This is a genomic window from Streptomyces antibioticus (genome assembly GCF_002019855.1).
GTDB lineage: Bacteria > Actinomycetota > Actinomycetes > Streptomycetales > Streptomycetaceae > Streptomyces > Streptomyces antibioticus_B.
Window position 1 is genome coordinate 3,194,684 of the sequence record NZ_CM007717.1, and the last position, 15,119, is coordinate 3,209,802.

12 protein-coding genes are annotated in these 15,119 nt (G+C 73.0%); 8 read left to right on the forward strand and 4 right to left on the reverse strand.

Features of this window, described 5'->3' with window-relative positions; all coding sequences use genetic code 11:
- Window positions 1-56 precede the first annotated feature (56 nt).
- The 7 genes from AFM16_RS14125 (at window position 57) to AFM16_RS14155 (ending at window position 10,720) form a co-directional block, all read left to right on the forward strand.
- On the forward strand, window positions 57-1,439 hold the full coding sequence (locus AFM16_RS14125) for a GlnX family signal transduction membrane protein (RefSeq protein WP_030779632.1): 1,383 nt from the start codon (window positions 57-59) through the stop codon (window positions 1,437-1,439).
- Window positions 1,440-1,453: 14 nt separating this feature from the next.
- Window positions 1,454-2,488, forward strand: coding sequence for a glutamate ABC transporter substrate-binding protein (locus tag AFM16_RS14130; protein ID WP_078633521.1), 1,035 nt, complete (start codon window positions 1,454-1,456; stop codon window positions 2,486-2,488).
- A 100-nt stretch (window positions 2,489-2,588) separates the two neighbouring features.
- Window positions 2,589-3,905: a coiled-coil domain-containing protein gene (locus AFM16_RS14135; protein WP_030779638.1), complete on the forward strand. Its 1,317-nt coding sequence runs from the start codon at window positions 2,589-2,591 to the stop codon at window positions 3,903-3,905.
- A gap of 2 nt (window positions 3,906-3,907) precedes the next feature.
- Complete coding sequence (locus tag AFM16_RS14140; protein ID WP_078633522.1) at window positions 3,908-6,415, forward strand: serine/threonine-protein kinase; 2,508 nt, start codon at window positions 3,908-3,910, stop codon at window positions 6,413-6,415.
- Entirely contained in the window at window positions 6,416-7,738 is a 1,323-nt protein-coding gene (locus AFM16_RS14145) for a PP2C family protein-serine/threonine phosphatase (RefSeq protein ID WP_179123279.1), read from the forward strand. It begins immediately after the preceding gene.
- 124 nt (window positions 7,739-7,862) lie between these two features.
- Window positions 7,863-9,212, forward strand: a complete 1,350-nt coding sequence (locus AFM16_RS14150) for a vWA domain-containing protein (RefSeq protein ID WP_078633523.1) — start codon at window positions 7,863-7,865, stop codon at window positions 9,210-9,212.
- Between the two features lie 56 nt (window positions 9,213-9,268).
- The gene (locus AFM16_RS14155; protein ID WP_078633524.1) at window positions 9,269-10,720 is read left to right on the forward strand and encodes an FHA domain-containing protein; all 1,452 of its coding nucleotides are present in this window, start codon (window positions 9,269-9,271) and stop codon (window positions 10,718-10,720) included.
- A gap of 20 nt (window positions 10,721-10,740) precedes the next feature.
- Here the strand turns inward: AFM16_RS14155 and AFM16_RS14160 are convergent, their stop codons facing one another.
- A complete protein-coding gene (locus AFM16_RS14160) occupies window positions 10,741-11,757 on the reverse strand; it encodes a methyltransferase domain-containing protein (RefSeq protein WP_078633525.1) in 1,017 nt (338 codons plus the stop codon).
- 92 nt (window positions 11,758-11,849) lie between these two features.
- Here AFM16_RS14160 and AFM16_RS14165 point away from each other — a divergent pair, with 92 nt between their 5' ends.
- Window positions 11,850-12,254: a globin gene (locus AFM16_RS14165; protein ID WP_030779656.1), complete on the forward strand. Its 405-nt coding sequence runs from the start codon at window positions 11,850-11,852 to the stop codon at window positions 12,252-12,254.
- 18 nt (window positions 12,255-12,272) lie between these two features.
- Here AFM16_RS14165 and AFM16_RS14170 read toward each other — a convergent pair whose 3' ends face one another.
- The 3 genes from AFM16_RS14170 to ettA are packed head-to-tail and all read right to left on the reverse strand — an operon-like array spanning window position 12,273 to window position 15,052.
- Window positions 12,273-12,974: a DUF8185 domain-containing protein gene (locus AFM16_RS14170; protein ID WP_030779660.1), complete on the reverse strand. Its 702-nt coding sequence runs from the start codon at window positions 12,972-12,974 to the stop codon at window positions 12,273-12,275.
- On the reverse strand, window positions 12,971-13,381 hold the full coding sequence (locus AFM16_RS14175; protein ID WP_030779663.1) for an acyl-CoA thioesterase: 411 nt from the start codon (window positions 13,379-13,381) through the stop codon (window positions 12,971-12,973). The genes AFM16_RS14170 and AFM16_RS14175 overlap by 4 nt, the downstream gene beginning before the upstream one ends.
- A gap of 6 nt (window positions 13,382-13,387) precedes the next feature.
- Window positions 13,388-15,052 carry an energy-dependent translational throttle protein EttA gene (ettA, locus tag AFM16_RS14180; protein WP_030779666.1) on the reverse strand — a complete coding sequence of 555 codons (1,665 nt, stop codon included), beginning with the start codon at window positions 15,050-15,052 and terminating at the stop codon, window positions 13,388-13,390.
- Window positions 15,053-15,119 lie beyond the last annotated feature (67 nt).

Consider the following 15,119-nt stretch of genomic DNA (forward strand, 5'->3'; position numbering starts at 1 on the left):
GCGACCGGGGTTCGCATTGTCACTCCCACCAGCGATACTTGCGGCGGGACATGACCATGGGGGAGGTCAACAGCGTGGCACAGCCGGCATCGAGCACCGCACCACCGCCCACGCGCCGTACGGCCTTCGCCGAGGGCGTGGACCGGGCGCGCGCCGCGGCGACCACCGAACCGGGCCGTCTGCGGATCATCGGCGCCCTGCTCGCCCTCCTCGTGGTCGCGTTCGGCGCGGTCACCGCCTGGCAGACCGCCGACCGTGAGGCGGCCGCCGACGACGTGCTGCACAAGAGCCAGCCGCTGAGCACCGCCGCCGCCGACATCTACCGCTCCCTCGCGGACGCCAACACCGCGGCCTCCAGCGGCTTCCTGGCGGGGGGCCAGGAGACCGCGGAGTCCCGGCGGCGCTACGAGGAGGACATCGACGAGGCCGCCGCGAAGCTGATCACCGCGGCCAACAACGCCGACCCGGGCTCCCCCTCCGCCGCCGCGATCACGAAACTGAACACCCTGCTGCCCGAGTACAAGGGCCTGGTGGAGCGCGCGCGGACGTACAACCGGCAGGGCTTCCCGGTCGGCGGCGCCTATTTGCGCTACGCCAACGAGAAGATGCAGGACGAGATGCTCCCGGCCGCGGAGGACCTCTACAAGAAGGAGAACCAGCGCCTGGAGGACGACTACGCGGACGCCACGCCCTACCCGTGGGCGGCGATCGCGCTGGGCGTCCTGGCGCTGGCCGCGCTGGCCTGGGCCCAGCACCGCACCTATCGACGCACCAACCGCCTGCTGAACCACGGTCTGGTCGCGGCCACGGCCGCCACCACCGTCGTCCTGCTCTGGCTGGTGATCGGCCACAGCGTGGCCCGCGCGGGGCTGAACGACTCCTACGACCACGGCGTCCGCTCGCTGAACGTCCTGCACGACGCCCGGATCGCCTCCCTCAAGGCCCGCGGCAACGAGAACCTCACCCTGGTGGCGCGCGGCGCCGAGACGACGAAGGTGACGGCCGACGGCAAGGAGGTGACGGTCGACCGGTACGACCACGACTTCTCCTCCGACATCGCCACCCTCGGCAAGGGCCTCGCGCAGGCGGCCCGGCTCGCCGACGACCGGGCGGGCGAGCAGCCGGTCACCTCGGCCGAGAGCAACATGGCGGAGTGGAAGAAGCGCCACACCGCCGCCCGCGCGCAGGACGACAACGGCAACTACGAGCAGGCGCTGGCCCTGGTGATCGGCGGCAAGGGCGCGACCGGCGAGTGCTTCGACAGTGTCGAGTCGAATCTGGAGAAGGCGCTCGCCCATGAGCAGACCGAGTTCCGGCAGGCGGCCGGGGACGGTCTGGACGCGATGACCGGTCTGACGGCCGGCGCGGCCGTCCTCGCCGTGCTGGGCGCGGCGGGCGCGGTCCTCGGCATCGGCCGCAGGCTGTCGGAGTACCGGTGAGAGGGGGCGTGAGGATGCGTGCGCGACGGGTGCGGGCCGGTCTGAAGGGCTGGGGCGGCGTCGGGGCGATGGCGGCGATCTGCGCCCTCGCGCTGGCCTTCGTCCTGCTGCTGCCGCTCACTCAGTCGCACGGGGACGGCGCGGCGGACGGCCTCGGCGGGCCGGGCGCCGCCGCGGGCGCGCAGGCGGCCGACGACACGTGCGAGGCCCCGGAGAAGCAGACCCTGTCCCCGTCCGCCGCGGACGGTCCGACGATCGCCGCGATCAAGGCCCGGCAGGGGGAGAAGCGCAAGCTGATCGTCGGCGTCGACCAGAACAGCTACCGCTGGGGCTACCGCGACCCCAACAACACCCGGGCGGAGCTGGAGGGTTTCGACATCGACCTGGCCCGCCGGATCGCCCAGGACATCCTCGGCGACCCCGACGCGGTCCAGTTCAAGGCCATCCCGACCAACCAGCGCATACCCGCCCTCCAGGAGGGCCGGGTCGACATGGTCGTCCGCACCATGACGATCACCTGCGGCCGCCTCTCCGACGTGGCGTTCTCCGCGCCCTACTTCACGACCGGACAGCAGCTCCTCGCCCCCAAGTCCTCGCCCGTAGAAGGCTACGACGACACGCTCGGCGGCAAGAAGGTGTGCACGGCCGCCAGTTCGACCGCCAACACCCAGCTCACCGAGGACCGCGACGCGGGCCGGATACCGAAGAGCGTCGACCTGGACACCGTCGTGCCCAATCAACTGGACTGCCTGGTGCGGCTCCAGCTCGGCGAGGTCGACGCGGTCGTCACCGACGGCGCGCTCGCGGCGAGCCAGGCCGCCCAGGACCCCACGGTGGAACTCAAGGGCGACCCGTTCACGACCGAGTACTACGGGGTGGCGATGAACAAGGACGCCGACGATCTGGTGCGCCGGGTCAACCGCATCCTGGTCGAGTACCGGGCGAACGGCTGGCAGGCGTCGTACGACAAGTGGCTGTCGGCCACACTGGGAAGCGACGCGGCGACCTCGAAACCGCCCACGCCCGCGCAGTATCTGCGCACGAGCTGACGGAAACACCGGCAGGAAGCGACCGACGGACAGACACACGGCAGACGGACCCGGCAGACCGACACGGCGGACAGTCGGACACAGCGACGAGAGGTGATCGATGGGCGTCACGGGACCCCCCGGGCCGGTGATGGACCGGGACGAGGTCGACCGTGCGCTGGCGCGGCTCGGCGCGGAGCACGAGGCGATCGAGACCTCGCTCCTCGCCCTCCAGGACCACGCGGGCCGCCGGCTCCTCGAAGGCGCGGACCTGACCGGCGTCACCAAGGAGCGCTGGGCGGGCGCCGAGGCGTCGATCACCCTGCTGTGGGCGTACTTCGACGCGTACACGGACGCGCTGCGCTCGGCGCGGGAGATCCGTTCGCGGCGCCGCTGGTCCAGCCGTGAGGACCTGGCCGAGCTGACGGAACTGCTGCGCGGCGAGTCGGTGACGGTCGCCGGGTCGGCGCTGGCCGGCGTCCCCGCCCCGCAGGGCTCCGGCCGGCTCAGCCAGAGCTTCTCGCTCACCGCGCTCGTCGACCGGATGAACGAGCTGTACGCGTCGTCGCTGGACATGGTCGTCGCCGCCGACGCGGTGTGGTCGGCGCTGCCCGCGCGGATCGATTTACTGGCCGCCGAGCTCCAGCGCACCCGGCGCCTCGCGCACTCGGTGGGTGTCCGCCCGGGCGAGCACCCGGCGGGCGACGACCTGGAGCGCATCACGCACACCCTGACGCGGCTGCGCGAGGAGGTGGTGTCGGACCCGCTGGCGTACTGGGTGCCCACGCAGGGCAGTTCGGCGCCCGGCGGCGGCCGTCCGGACACCACGGTGTACGACCGTGAGGCACGCGCGCTGGAGGACGTCCGGCGGGAGATCGACGCCGTGCTGACGGTCCGTCAGGACGCGGAACAGCGGTTGGTGAAGCTGCGGGACATCCTCAGCCGGGCCGACCGTACGCTCGCCGAGGCGCGCACCGCGCGCGGCGAGGTGCTGGCGAAGATCGCCGCCACCGAGGTGCCGGTGGTCAGCGGCCCGCCGACCGTGCTCCAGGAGCAGTTGGCGACGGCCGCCGAGTACCGCAGGCACGCCCAGTGGCACCGGCTGTCCCCGCTCCTGGAGTCCCTGGAGGAGAAGGCGGAGGACGAACTGCTGCGCGCCCGCGAGTCGTTGACGGCGGTCACCGCGCCGCTCGCGGTCCGCGCGGAGCTGCGCGGCCGGCTCGACGCGTACAAGGCGAAGGTCGCCCGGCTCGGCCTCGCCGAGGACCCGTTCCTCATCGAGCGCTACGACGCGGCGCGGCGGATGCTGTGGAGCGCGCCCTGCGATCTGCGCGTCGCGGAACAGGCCGTGCAGCGCTACCAGCGGGCGGCCGCCGAACTCCTGTCGGCGCCGCGCGCGGACCAGGGCGGACCTCAGGACCACAGGGGGGAGCGGTAGCCATGAGCCAGGCGGAGCAGTCGTGCCAGCGACCGGGCTGCGAGGGAGCGTACGAGGACGTCGGCGGCGGCGAACTGTACTGCGACACCTGCGGCCTGGCACCGGTCGTCGCGGCGTCCGGACCCGCCGTACCGGCCGGCGCCGAGGGTGCCGGCGGCACCGGCAAGGACGCCCCGGGAAGCGGCAGTTCGCGCTCGGCCCGCAGCTCCCGTACGTCGTCGCAGTCCTCGAAGTCGCGCCGCTCGGTGTCCGGCCGCCTCTCGCGCTCCCTGTCGGGCAAGACGTCCGGCCGGTCGGTGTCGGTGCGCAGCTCCGGTTCCACGGCCGGTTCCTCCGGGCGGGCCCGGCTCGGCGTCGGCCTGGTCGCGGTGCCGCAGGTGCCGCGGCCCGACCCGCGCGCGATGGTCCTGGACAACCCGGAGGTGCCCGAGCGCAAGCGGTTCTGCTCGCGCTCCGACTGCGGTGCCCCGGTGGGCCGCGCGCGGGGCGAACGGGAGGGGCGCACCGAGGGCTTCTGCACCAAGTGCGGCCACCCCTACTCCTTCGTCCCCAAGCTGAAGGCCGGGGACGTCGTGCACGGCCAGTACGAGGTCGCCGGCTGTCTGGCGCACGGCGGCCTGGGCTGGATCTATCTGGCGGTGGACCGGGCGGTCGCCGACCGCTGGGTGGTCCTCAAGGGCCTGCTCGACACCGGCGACCAGGACGCGATGGCCGCCGCGATCTCCGAGCGGCGCTTCCTCGCCGAGATCGAGCACGCCAACATCGTGCGGATCTACAACTTCGTCGAGCACCTCGACCAGCGCACCGGCTCGCTCGACGGCTACATCGTCATGGAGTACGTCGGCGGCAAGTCCCTCAAGGAGATCGCCAACGCCCGCCGCACCCCGGAGGGCAAGCGGGACCCGCTGCCCGTGGAGCAGGCGTGCGCGTACGGCATCGAGGCCCTGGAGGCGCTCGGCCATCTGCACAGCCGCAACCTGCTGTACTGCGACTTCAAGGTCGACAACGCCATCCAGACCGAGGACCAGCTCAAGCTGATCGACATGGGCGCGGTGCGCCGCATGGACGACGACGAGTCGGCCATCTACGGCACGGTCGGCTACCAGGCCCCCGAGGTCGCCGAGGCCGGCCCGTCGGTGGCCAGCGACCTGTACACCGTCGGCCGCACCCTGGCCGTCCTGACCTTCGACTTCCAGGGCTACACGACCGCCTTCGCGGACTCGCTGCCCGACCCGGACACCATCGAGGTCTTCCGCCGCTACGAGTCGTTCTACCGGCTGCTGGTGCGCGCCACGGACCCCGACCCGGCCCGCAGGTTCGCCTCCGCGCAGGAGATGGCGGAGCAGCTCACGGGCGTGCTGCGGGAGGTCGTCTCGCTCCAGACCGGACAGGCCCGGCCCGCGCTGTCCACGCTGTTCGGGCCCGAGGTGAGGGTCACCGACACGGAGCTGTTCCCGAGGCTGGACGGCGAGGTGTCCCGGCTCGGGGCCCGGATCCCGGCGCCCCGCCGCGCGAACGGGCGTACCCCCGAGGCGACTTCGGCCGCACCGCTGCCGGCCGTCCTCGCGGGTCTGGTGCGGGCCGTTCCCGCGCCGGCCGCCGGGCTCGCGCTGCCCGTCCCGCACGTCGACCCGTCCGACCCCAACGCGGGCTTCCTGGCGGGCCTGATGGCCTCCGCGCCGGCCGAGCTGATCACGGCACTCGCGGCCGCGCCCGCGCCGTCCGTGGAGACCCGGCTGCGGCAGGTCCGCGCCTGGCTGGAGAACGGCGACCACCGCGCCGCGCAGACCCTGCTGGCCACCCTGGAGGACGAACGCCCCGACGACTGGCGGGTCGTCTGGTACCGGGGCGTGGCCTCGCTGGCCACCGGCGACCAGGAGGGCGCCGCGCTCGCCTTCGACGCGATCTACGACGCCTTCCCGGGCGAGCCCGCGCCCAAGCTGGCGCTCGGCCTGTGCGCCGAGGTGCTGGGCCAGTTGGACAACGCCGCCGAGTACTACGGCCTCGTCTGGGCGACCGACCCGAGCTATGTGAGCGCCGCGTTCGGGCTGGCGCGGGTGCAACTGGCCGCCGGGGACCGGCGGGGCGCGGTGCGGACCCTGGAGTCGGTGCCGGAGTCCTCCATCCACTACACCGCCGCCCGGGTCGCGGCCGTCCGCGCCCGGCTGCGGCGGCGGACGGCGGCCGCCTCCGACACACCGTTCCTGGAGGACCTCACCGCGGGCGCGGCACAGGTCGAGGCGCTGGACGCGTACGGACTCGATCCGACGCGCCGGGAGCAGTTGTCCGCGGAGGTCCTCGGATGCGCCCTCGACTGGATACTCTCCGGTGGCCAGGGCGCGGGCCCGCAGGGCCGCCGGACGCTGCTCGGCAGCGAACTGGACGAGCGGGGGCTCCGCTTCGGCCTGGAGCGCTCGTACCGCACGCTCGCCCGGCTGGCGAGCGGCGGTGAGGAGAGGATCGACCTGGTGGAACGTGCCAATCGTTACCGCCCCCGGACGTGGGTGTAGTTGATGTCGCAGATGCCACGGCAGGCAGCACTGCCGACGTGTCCGAGCTGCGCGGAGCCGCTCGATGCGGGTGACCGTTTCTGCGGAGCGTGCGGATACGACCTGTCGGTCGTGCCGCCCCACCCGGAGGACCACCCGACCCTCACCATGAACGGCGCGGCGCACGCCGCGGCGAGCGACTCGGCGCCACCGGTTCCGCCCGCCGTGCCCGCCCCGCCCGTCGCGCCGGTTCCGCCGGAGACGGCGGGCTGGTCCACCGCCGCCCGGGCGCCCGCGCAGGCCGCCCCCGCCGCCCCCGTCGTACCCGCGCCGGGTGTGCGTTTCGACCGGCCCGCGGAGCCCGAGGAGTACTCGTTGCAGGCGCCCGACCCCCGGGTGGCCGCCGACTCCGCCCCGGCCCCCGAGCCCGCCAAGGTGTGCGTGGCCTGCCGCGCGGGCCGGGTGGACGACGACGGGTACTGCGAGAACTGCGGGCACGCCCAGCCCCGCGAACGCGACCACATGGAGGCCGAGCCGGGCCTGCTGGCCGCCGTCAGCGACCGCGGCCTGCGCCACCACCGCAACGAGGACGCGTTCGGCCTCGGCACCGCCGTCCTGCCCGACGGCTCGCCCGCGCTCGTCGCGATCGTCTGCGACGGCGTCTCCTCGGCGACCCGCCCCGACGACGCCTCCCTGGCCGCGTCCAGGGCGGCGAGCGAGTCGCTGCTCGCCGCCCTGCCGCAGGGCACGCATCCGCAGGCGGCCATGCACGAGGCGATCGTCGCCGCCTCGCACGCCGTCAACGCGCTCGCCGGCGAACCCGCCACCGCCCGCGAGCACGCCCCGCACCAGAACGCCCCGGCCTGCACCCTGGTCGGCGCGGTCGTCACCGCCGGACTCCTGGTCGTCGGCTGGGTCGGCGACAGCCGCGCCTACTGGGTCCCGGCGGACCGCGGCGCACCCGCGGCACGGCTCACCGAGGACGACTCCTGGGCCGCCCAGATGGTCGCCGCGGGCCTGATGAACGAGGCCGAGGCGTACGCCGACGAGCGCGCCCACGCGATCACCGGCTGGCTCGGCGCGGACGCCTACGAACTGGAGCCGCACACCGCCTCCTTCAAGCCGGACCGGCCCGGAGTGGTCGTGGTGTGCACCGACGGCCTGTGGAACTACGCGGAGGCCGCCGAGGAGATGGCCGAGGTCGTGCCCCTCGACGCGGCCGTACGGCCGCTGCACTGCGCCCGGGTGCTCGTCGGGCACGCCCTGGACGGCGGGGGCCACGACAACGTAACAGTGGCCGTCGTGCCGTTCCCCGCACCGCCGCAGGGGGCAGGATCCGCCTGAGGCGGCACAAAAGCCGTACCGCACCACAGCGCACGAGGACGCCTCGGCGGACCGGAGGGGACCGGTCCGTCCACAGTCTTCGCCTCGCCCAGGAGCGAGGCGCACAAGGGGGATTCGAGTCCGTATGGCCATTTTCTCGAAGTCGAACGTGCCGCAGTTCTCGGTGGACGTGTACCAGAACGAGTACCTGCCGGAGGGCGGCCGCGAGGTCAACGCGATCGTGACGGTCACTGCCACCGGCGGCGGCACCGTGGGCGGGGCGGTCGCCGCGCCGCATCTGTACGCGCCGGGCGAGAGCCCGTCCGCCGCCGTGGCGATCATGGTGGACTGTTCCGGCTCGATGGACTACCCGCCGACCAAGATGCGCAACGCGCGCGACGCCACGGCCGCCGCGATCGACACCCTGCGCGACGGCGTGCGCTTCGCGGTGATCGGCGGCACGCATGTGGCCAAGGAGGTCTACCCGGGCGGCGGCCGGCTCGCGGTCGCCGACGCCACGACCCGCGAACAGGCCAAGCAGGCCCTGCGCCGGCTGAGCGCGGGCGGCGGCACCGCCATCGGCACCTGGCTGCGGCTGGCCGAACGGCTGCTGTCCTCGGCCGACGTCGCCATCCGGCACGGCATCCTGCTCACCGACGGCCGCAATGAGCACGAGTCGCCGCAGGACCTCAAGGCCGCCCTCGACGCCGGCGCGGGCCGGTTCACCTGTGACGCCCGCGGTGTGGGCACCGACTGGGAAGTGAAAGAAGTCACAGGCATCGCCTCGGCGCTGCTCGGGACCGCCGACATAGTCGCCGATCCGTCCGGTCTCGCCGCCGACTTCACGCGCATGATGGAGACGGCGATGGGCAAGGAGGTCGCGGACGTCGCGCTGCGGCTGTGGACCCCGGTCGGCACCACCGTGAAGTTCGTCAAGCAGGTCGCCCCGACGGTCGAGGAGCTGACCGGCCGCCGTACCGAGGCGGGCCCGCGCGCGGGCGACTACCCCACCGGTTCCTGGGGCGACGAGTCCCGCGACTACCACGTGTGCGTCGAGGTCCCGGCCGCGGGCCTGGGCCAGGAGATGCTCGCCGCCCGGGTCTCCCTGGTCGTGCCGCACCCCGGTGACGGGACCGCGCAGGCGCTGGGCGCACCCGGCCTGGTCAAGGCCGTGTGGACCGACGACATGGCCGCCTCGACCTCGATCAACCCGCAGGTCGCGCACTACACGGGTCAGGCCGAACTGGCACAGGTCATCCAACAGGGACTGGACCTCCGCAAAGCGGGCGATCTCGATGGAGCAACGGCCAAACTGGGCCGGGCCGTTCAGCTCGCCAGCGTCTCGGGGAACGCGGATACTGCGAAACTGCTTGCGAAGGTGGTGGACGTGGTCGATGCCCCGACAGGTACTGTGCGACTGAAGGCCAAGGTCGCGGACGCCGACGAGATGACGCTCGAGACCCGGTCCACAAAGACTGTTCGTGTAAAGAAGTGACTGAGCGCCCCGCGCGGGCCATCGAGGGAAACAGAAGGAGAGGGGGACGCGCCGACATGCCGACCTGCCCGAACGGACACCAGTCGGGTTCCGACGACTGGTGCGAGGTGTGCGGTCACCGCATGGCCGGTGCCGTACCTCCGCCCCCGCCCCCGCCGCCTCCCACGGCCGGTTACGGCTTCCCGCCCCCGCCCCCGCAGAGCACCCAGCCCGGCGGCGGACGGCATCTGTCCTCCGTGCCGGAGCGCGAGCCCGAGCTGTGCCCGCAGTGCCGTACGCCCCGCGAGGGCGGCGCGCCCTTCTGCGAGGAGTGCCGGTGGAACTTCCTCACCAACACGGCGACCTCGTACACCCCGGCCGCCCCTCGCCCGCCGGCCTCCGGGCCCGGCGCGGGCCAGGGCCCGGGTCAGAGCCAGGGCCCCGGGCAGGGTCCGGGTCCGGGCCCCGATCCGCGGTTCCAGCCGCCGCCCCCGTCCTTCGGCGGCGGTGACTCCTTCGACTACCAGAGCTCGCGCCCGTCCCAGGTGAACCGGCCCGTGGAGCCGATCCCGCCGGGTCCGCAGGGACCGTCGTACGGCCGTGAGCCGTCCGGTCACCCCGGTCCGGGGGGACCCGGCGGGCGGCCGCCCGGCCCCAACGCGTTCGGGCACGACCCGTCCGCCCCGGGCGGCGGCTTCGGCCAGCAGCAGCCGGGCCCGCCGTCCGACCCCTACCGCCGGGAGCCCACGGGTCCGGGTGGCCCCGGCGCCCCCGGTGCCTTCGGCGGGGACCCCTCGCGGCAGGGCCCGCCGCCGGGCGGCCGTCCCGGTGGTCCGGGCGGTCCTGGCGGTCCCGGTGGTCCCGGTGGTCCGCAGGGCTATCAGCCCGCCGGTCCCACCGCCCCGCCCGGCTACCCGCACGAGACCGGCGGCGGCCGTCCCGCGCAGCCCGGCGGTCCGACCGGCGGTCCGGCCTTCGGCGGCGGTGACGACGACTGGGTGATCTCCCCGCCGTCCCACCACCAGGGCCAGGGCCAGGGACACGGACAGGGCCATGGACAGGGGCACGGACAGGGGCAGGGCCAGGGCGGAGGCGGCGGCTACGGCTATCCGCAGCAGCAGCCGACGACCTGGACGGCGACGATCGGTCCCGACCGCGCGTACTTCATGGCGATGATGCACCGCTCGGGCCCGGAGGCCGCGGGGCTCAACCTGCCCGCGTACTCCCCCGAGCAGCAGCGCACGCTCACCGGCAACCAGGTCACCATCGGCCGCCGCCGTCACTCCACCGGCGAGACCCCCGACATCGACCTGTCGGTGCCGCCGGAGGACCCGGGCGTCTCGCACCAGCACGCCGTGCTGGTCCAGCAGCCGGACGGCACCTGGGCGGTCGTCGACCAGAACTCGACGAACGGCACGACGGTCAACGGCGGCGAGGAGCCCATCCAGCCGTTCGTTCCGGTACCGCTCCAGGACGGCGACCGGGTGCACGTCGGCGCCTGGACGACGATCACCGTCCGCCGAGGCTAGAGGGCTGAGGGCGCCCGCGGTCAGGGGGCCGGCAGGGGCCAGGCGTACGGCCCCTCCGGCTCGTCCAGCCACGCCCACGCGGCACCGTCGTCGACCGTGATGCCGTAGCGCTCGCGGCCCGGCATGCCCTCGCGCTCCCACAGGGCGTACGCCTCCTGCGGGTCGAGGGTGCCCCGGGTGAGGGCCAGCAGGAAGCGGAACAGGTCGCTGTCCCGCGCCCGGCGCGGCACCCCGCCGCAGACGGCCGGCTCGGCGTCGGGCCGGCCCGCCCCGCGCAGCGGCACGAAGAAGGCGGGCGTGTGCAGGAAACGGCCCTCGGCGTGCCCGGCGTCGCGGACGGTCAGCACGACCAGTCCGGTGGCCATCGGCGCCAGGATCAGCGCCCCGGGACGGCACTGCCCGATCCACGCGCGCGGGACGGACGCGAGGGTGCAGGTCGCGATGATCCGGTCGAACGGCGCCCGCTCCGGCACTCCGCGCGCCCCGTCGCCGGTGACGACCGTCGGGTGGTAGCCGACGGCGGCCAGATGCGCGCGCGCCGACTCCGTGATCTCCGGATCGAGGTCGATCGTGGTGACGTACGCGTCGCCGAGCCGGTACGACAGCAGCGCCGCGTTGTAGCCGGTGCCGGCGCCGATCTCCAGGACCCGGTCGCCGTCCTCGACGCGCAGCGCGGCCAGCATCAGCGCCATCAGCGAGGGCTGGCTGCTGGAGGAGAGCAGTTCGCCGTCGCGCAGCCGGGTGGCCAGCGGGGTGTCCTCGTAGGCGCCGCGCAGCCAGCGCTCCCGGGTGCGCGGATCGCGGCTCTCGCCCCAGCGCCGCTCGTAGCCGCCGACACCGCTGACGTAGTAGTACGGCACGAAGAGATGGCGCGGTACGGCCGTGAACGCGGCCCGCCAGCGCGGGTCGGGCGCGAAGGCGCCGCTCGCCTCGATCACGGCCACCAGCGCCGCCCGCTCCACGGCGGCGAGCCGTGCGAGGTCTCCGAGGCCGGCGAGGCCCTTGTCGTCGTCCCTGGCGGGATCGTGGGCACCCATGCCTCCACTGTGCGGCGCCGGCCGCCGGGAAGCGAGCATCCCGCGCCGCCCTGGCCTCCTTCGGGCCCCCGCGCGTCTGAGACCATGGGAGGGTGAAAGAGATTCGGCGCGGCACGCTTCAGGAGCAGACCTTCTACGAGCAGGTCGGCGGGGAGGAGACCTTCCGCCGGCTGGTGCACCGTTTCTACCAGGGGGTCGCCGAGGACCCGATCCTCAAGCCGATGTACCCGGAGGAGGACCTGGGCCCGGCGGAGGAGCGGCTCGCGCTGTTCCTCATGCAGTACTGGGGCGGTCCCACGACGTACAGCGAGAACCGCGGCCATCCCCGGCTGCGGATGCGCCACGCCCCGTTCGTGGTCGACCGGGCCGCGCACGACGCCTGGTTGAAGCACATGCGGGACGCGGTCGACGAGCTGGGCCTGTCCGAGGAGCACGAGACGACGCTGTGGAACTACCTGACGTACGCGGCGGCGTCGATGGTGAACACCCCGGAGTGAAGCCGGGCCGCCGCTGTGTCAGCGGACGCTGAGGGGCGGGATCCCGAGGCCCGCGCCCGCGCGCCGTACGGCGATCGACCCGTACGGCGTGCGCAGCCGCAGCCACGCACCCGACGAGAGCAGCGCCAGGTTCTCGGCGTTCCCGGTGTTCTCGGCGTCCGACGCCGCCCGCAGGAAGCCCAGGGACTGGGCCGCGTGCACGGCGCGGACGGGCAGCGCGGTGTCCCCGACGGTCCGGGACCAGATCTCCCGCCCGGTCCGGTCGAGTTCGGCGCGGGTACGGCTCTGGGGCGCCAACTCCTCGGTGCGGCGCCGGAATTCACCCACCGCCGCGCCGACGGTGGCCCGCAGCGCGTCCGGTGCGGGCAGTCCCCGCTCGGGCCGCCAGCCGCCGCGGGGCGGCAGCACCCCGGCCCACGGCGGTCCCGTGACGGCGGCCGGGACGGCGGCGGTGGCCGCCGACTCGTCGACCGCCTCCAGCAGTTCGCCCGCGGACACGGTCACGTCCAGGGTGACGGTGAGGCCGTCCTCGTAGGGCTTGGCGAGCCGCACCGCGCGGATCGCCAGCACCTCGAAGGACGGCGGCCGGCCGAAGACGGCCAGTGCGGTGCCGGCCGCCTGCAGCCGGACCGCCGCTCCACGGTCGTAGTGGAGCAGCCGGGAGAGGAAGGCCGCGAGATCCGCCGCCTCCCCCTCGTCGGCGAGGTGGAGCACCGTCATGCGGCGACGGCCTCCTCGGCGTCGTCCTGGTACTCCTCCAGGAACTCGCGTTCCTCGGCGGTGATCCGGCGCGGCCGCTGCGTCGCGAAGTCGAACGGCACGATGACGGTGGAGGCCCGGACGTAGACGGTGTCCCCGTCCTTCACCTCGTAGCAGATGGTGAAGGACGCGGCCCTTATCCGTGTGACCCACAGCTCGATGTCCACGGGGCGGTGCCGGTGGACGAGCTGCCGCTTGTAGTCGATCTCGTGGCGCGCCACCACGGACCCCTGCTGGAAGTCCTTGTCCGGGCGGAACAGGAAGTCGATACGGGCTTCCTCCAGATAGCGGAGGAACACCACGTTGTTGACGTGGCCGTACGCGTCCATGTCCGCCCAGCGCAGCGGGCAGCGGTAGATGTGCCGCAAGATCGATCAGCCCCGGGTCAGCTTCTTGTAGGTGGCGCGGTGCGGACGCGCGGCGTCCGGCCCCAGGCGCTCGATCTTGTTCTTCTCGTAGGACTCGAAGTTGCCCTCGAACCAGAACCACTTGGAGTCGCCCTCGTAGGCGAGGATGTGCGTCGCCACCCGGTCCAGGAACCACCGGTCGTGGGAGACGACCACGGCGCAGCCGGGGAATTCGAGGAGCGCGTTCTCCAGGCTGCTGAGGGTCTCGACGTCGAGGTCGTTGGTCGGCTCGTCGAGGAGCAGCAGGTTGCCGCCCTGCTTGAGGGTGAGCGCGAGGTTGAGGCGGTTGCGCTCACCGCCGGAGAGCACGCCGGCCGGCTTCTGCTGGTCGGGACCCTTGAAACCGAAGGCGGAGACGTACGCCCGGGAGGGCATCTCGACCTGGCCGACGTTGATGTAGTCCAGCTCGTCGGAGACGACGGCCCACAGCGTCTTCTTCGGGTCGATGTTCTCGCGGCTCTGGTCGACGTACGAGATCTTGACGGTCTCGCCGACCTTGATCGCGCCGGAGTCCGGGGTCTCCAGACCCTGGATCATCTTGAAGAGGGTGGTCTTGCCGGCGCCGTTGGGGCCGATCACGCCCACGATGCCGTTACGGGGCAGGGTGAAGCTGAGGTCGTCGATGAGGACCTTGTCGCCGAACGCCTTGGAGAGGTTGCTGACCTCGACGACGATGGAGCCCAGACGCGGGCCCGGCGGGATCTGGATCTCCTCGAAGTCCAGCTTCCGCATCTTGTCGGCCTCGGCGGCCATCTCCTCGTAGCGGGCGAGGCGGGCCTTGGACTTGGCCTGGCGGCCCTTGGCGTTGGACCGCACCCACTCCAGCTCTTCCTTGAGCCGCTTGGCGCGCTTGGCGTCCTTCTGGCCCTCGACCTTGAGGCGGGTCGCCTTGGTGTCGAGGTAGGTGGAGTAGTTGCCCTCGTAGGGGTGGGCGCGGCCGCGGTCCAGCTCCAGGATCCACTCGGCCACGTTGTCCAGGAAGTACCGGTCGTGGGTGACGGCGACGACGGTGCCGGGGTACTTGGCGAGGTGCTGCTCCAGCCACTGCACGGACTCGGCGTCCAGGTGGTTGGTGGGCTCGTCGAGGAGCAGCAGGTCGGGGGCCTCCAGCAGCAGCTTGCAGAGCGCGACGCGGCGGCGCTCACCACCGGAGAGGTTGGTGACGGGCCAGTCGCCGGGCGGGCAGCCCAGGGCGTCCATGGCCTGCTCGAGCTGGGTGTCCAGGTCCCACGCGTTGGCGTGGTCCAGGTCCTCCTGGAGCTTGCCCATCTCGTCCAGCAGCGCGTCGGAGTAGTCGGTCGCCATCAGCTCGGCGACCTCGTTGAAGCGCTTGAGCTTGCCCATGACCTCGGCCGCGCCGTCCTGCACGTTCTCCAGGACGGTCTTGGACTCGTCGAGCGGCGGCTCCTGGAGCAGCATGCCGACGCTGTACCCGGGCGACAGGAACGCGTCACCGTTCGAGGGCTGCTCCAGCCCCGCCATGATCTTCAGAACGGTGGACTTACCGGCACCGTTCGGCCCGACCACACCGATCTTCGCGCCGGGCAGGAAGCTCAGGGTGACGTCGTCAAGGATGACCTTGTCGCCGTGTGCCTTGCGCGTCTTGCGCATGGTGTAGATGTACTCAGCCAAGAGAAACCGTCCGGCAGCTTGAAATCAGGCAGTGGTCAGATACATCCCATCTTGCCTGAGGTCCACC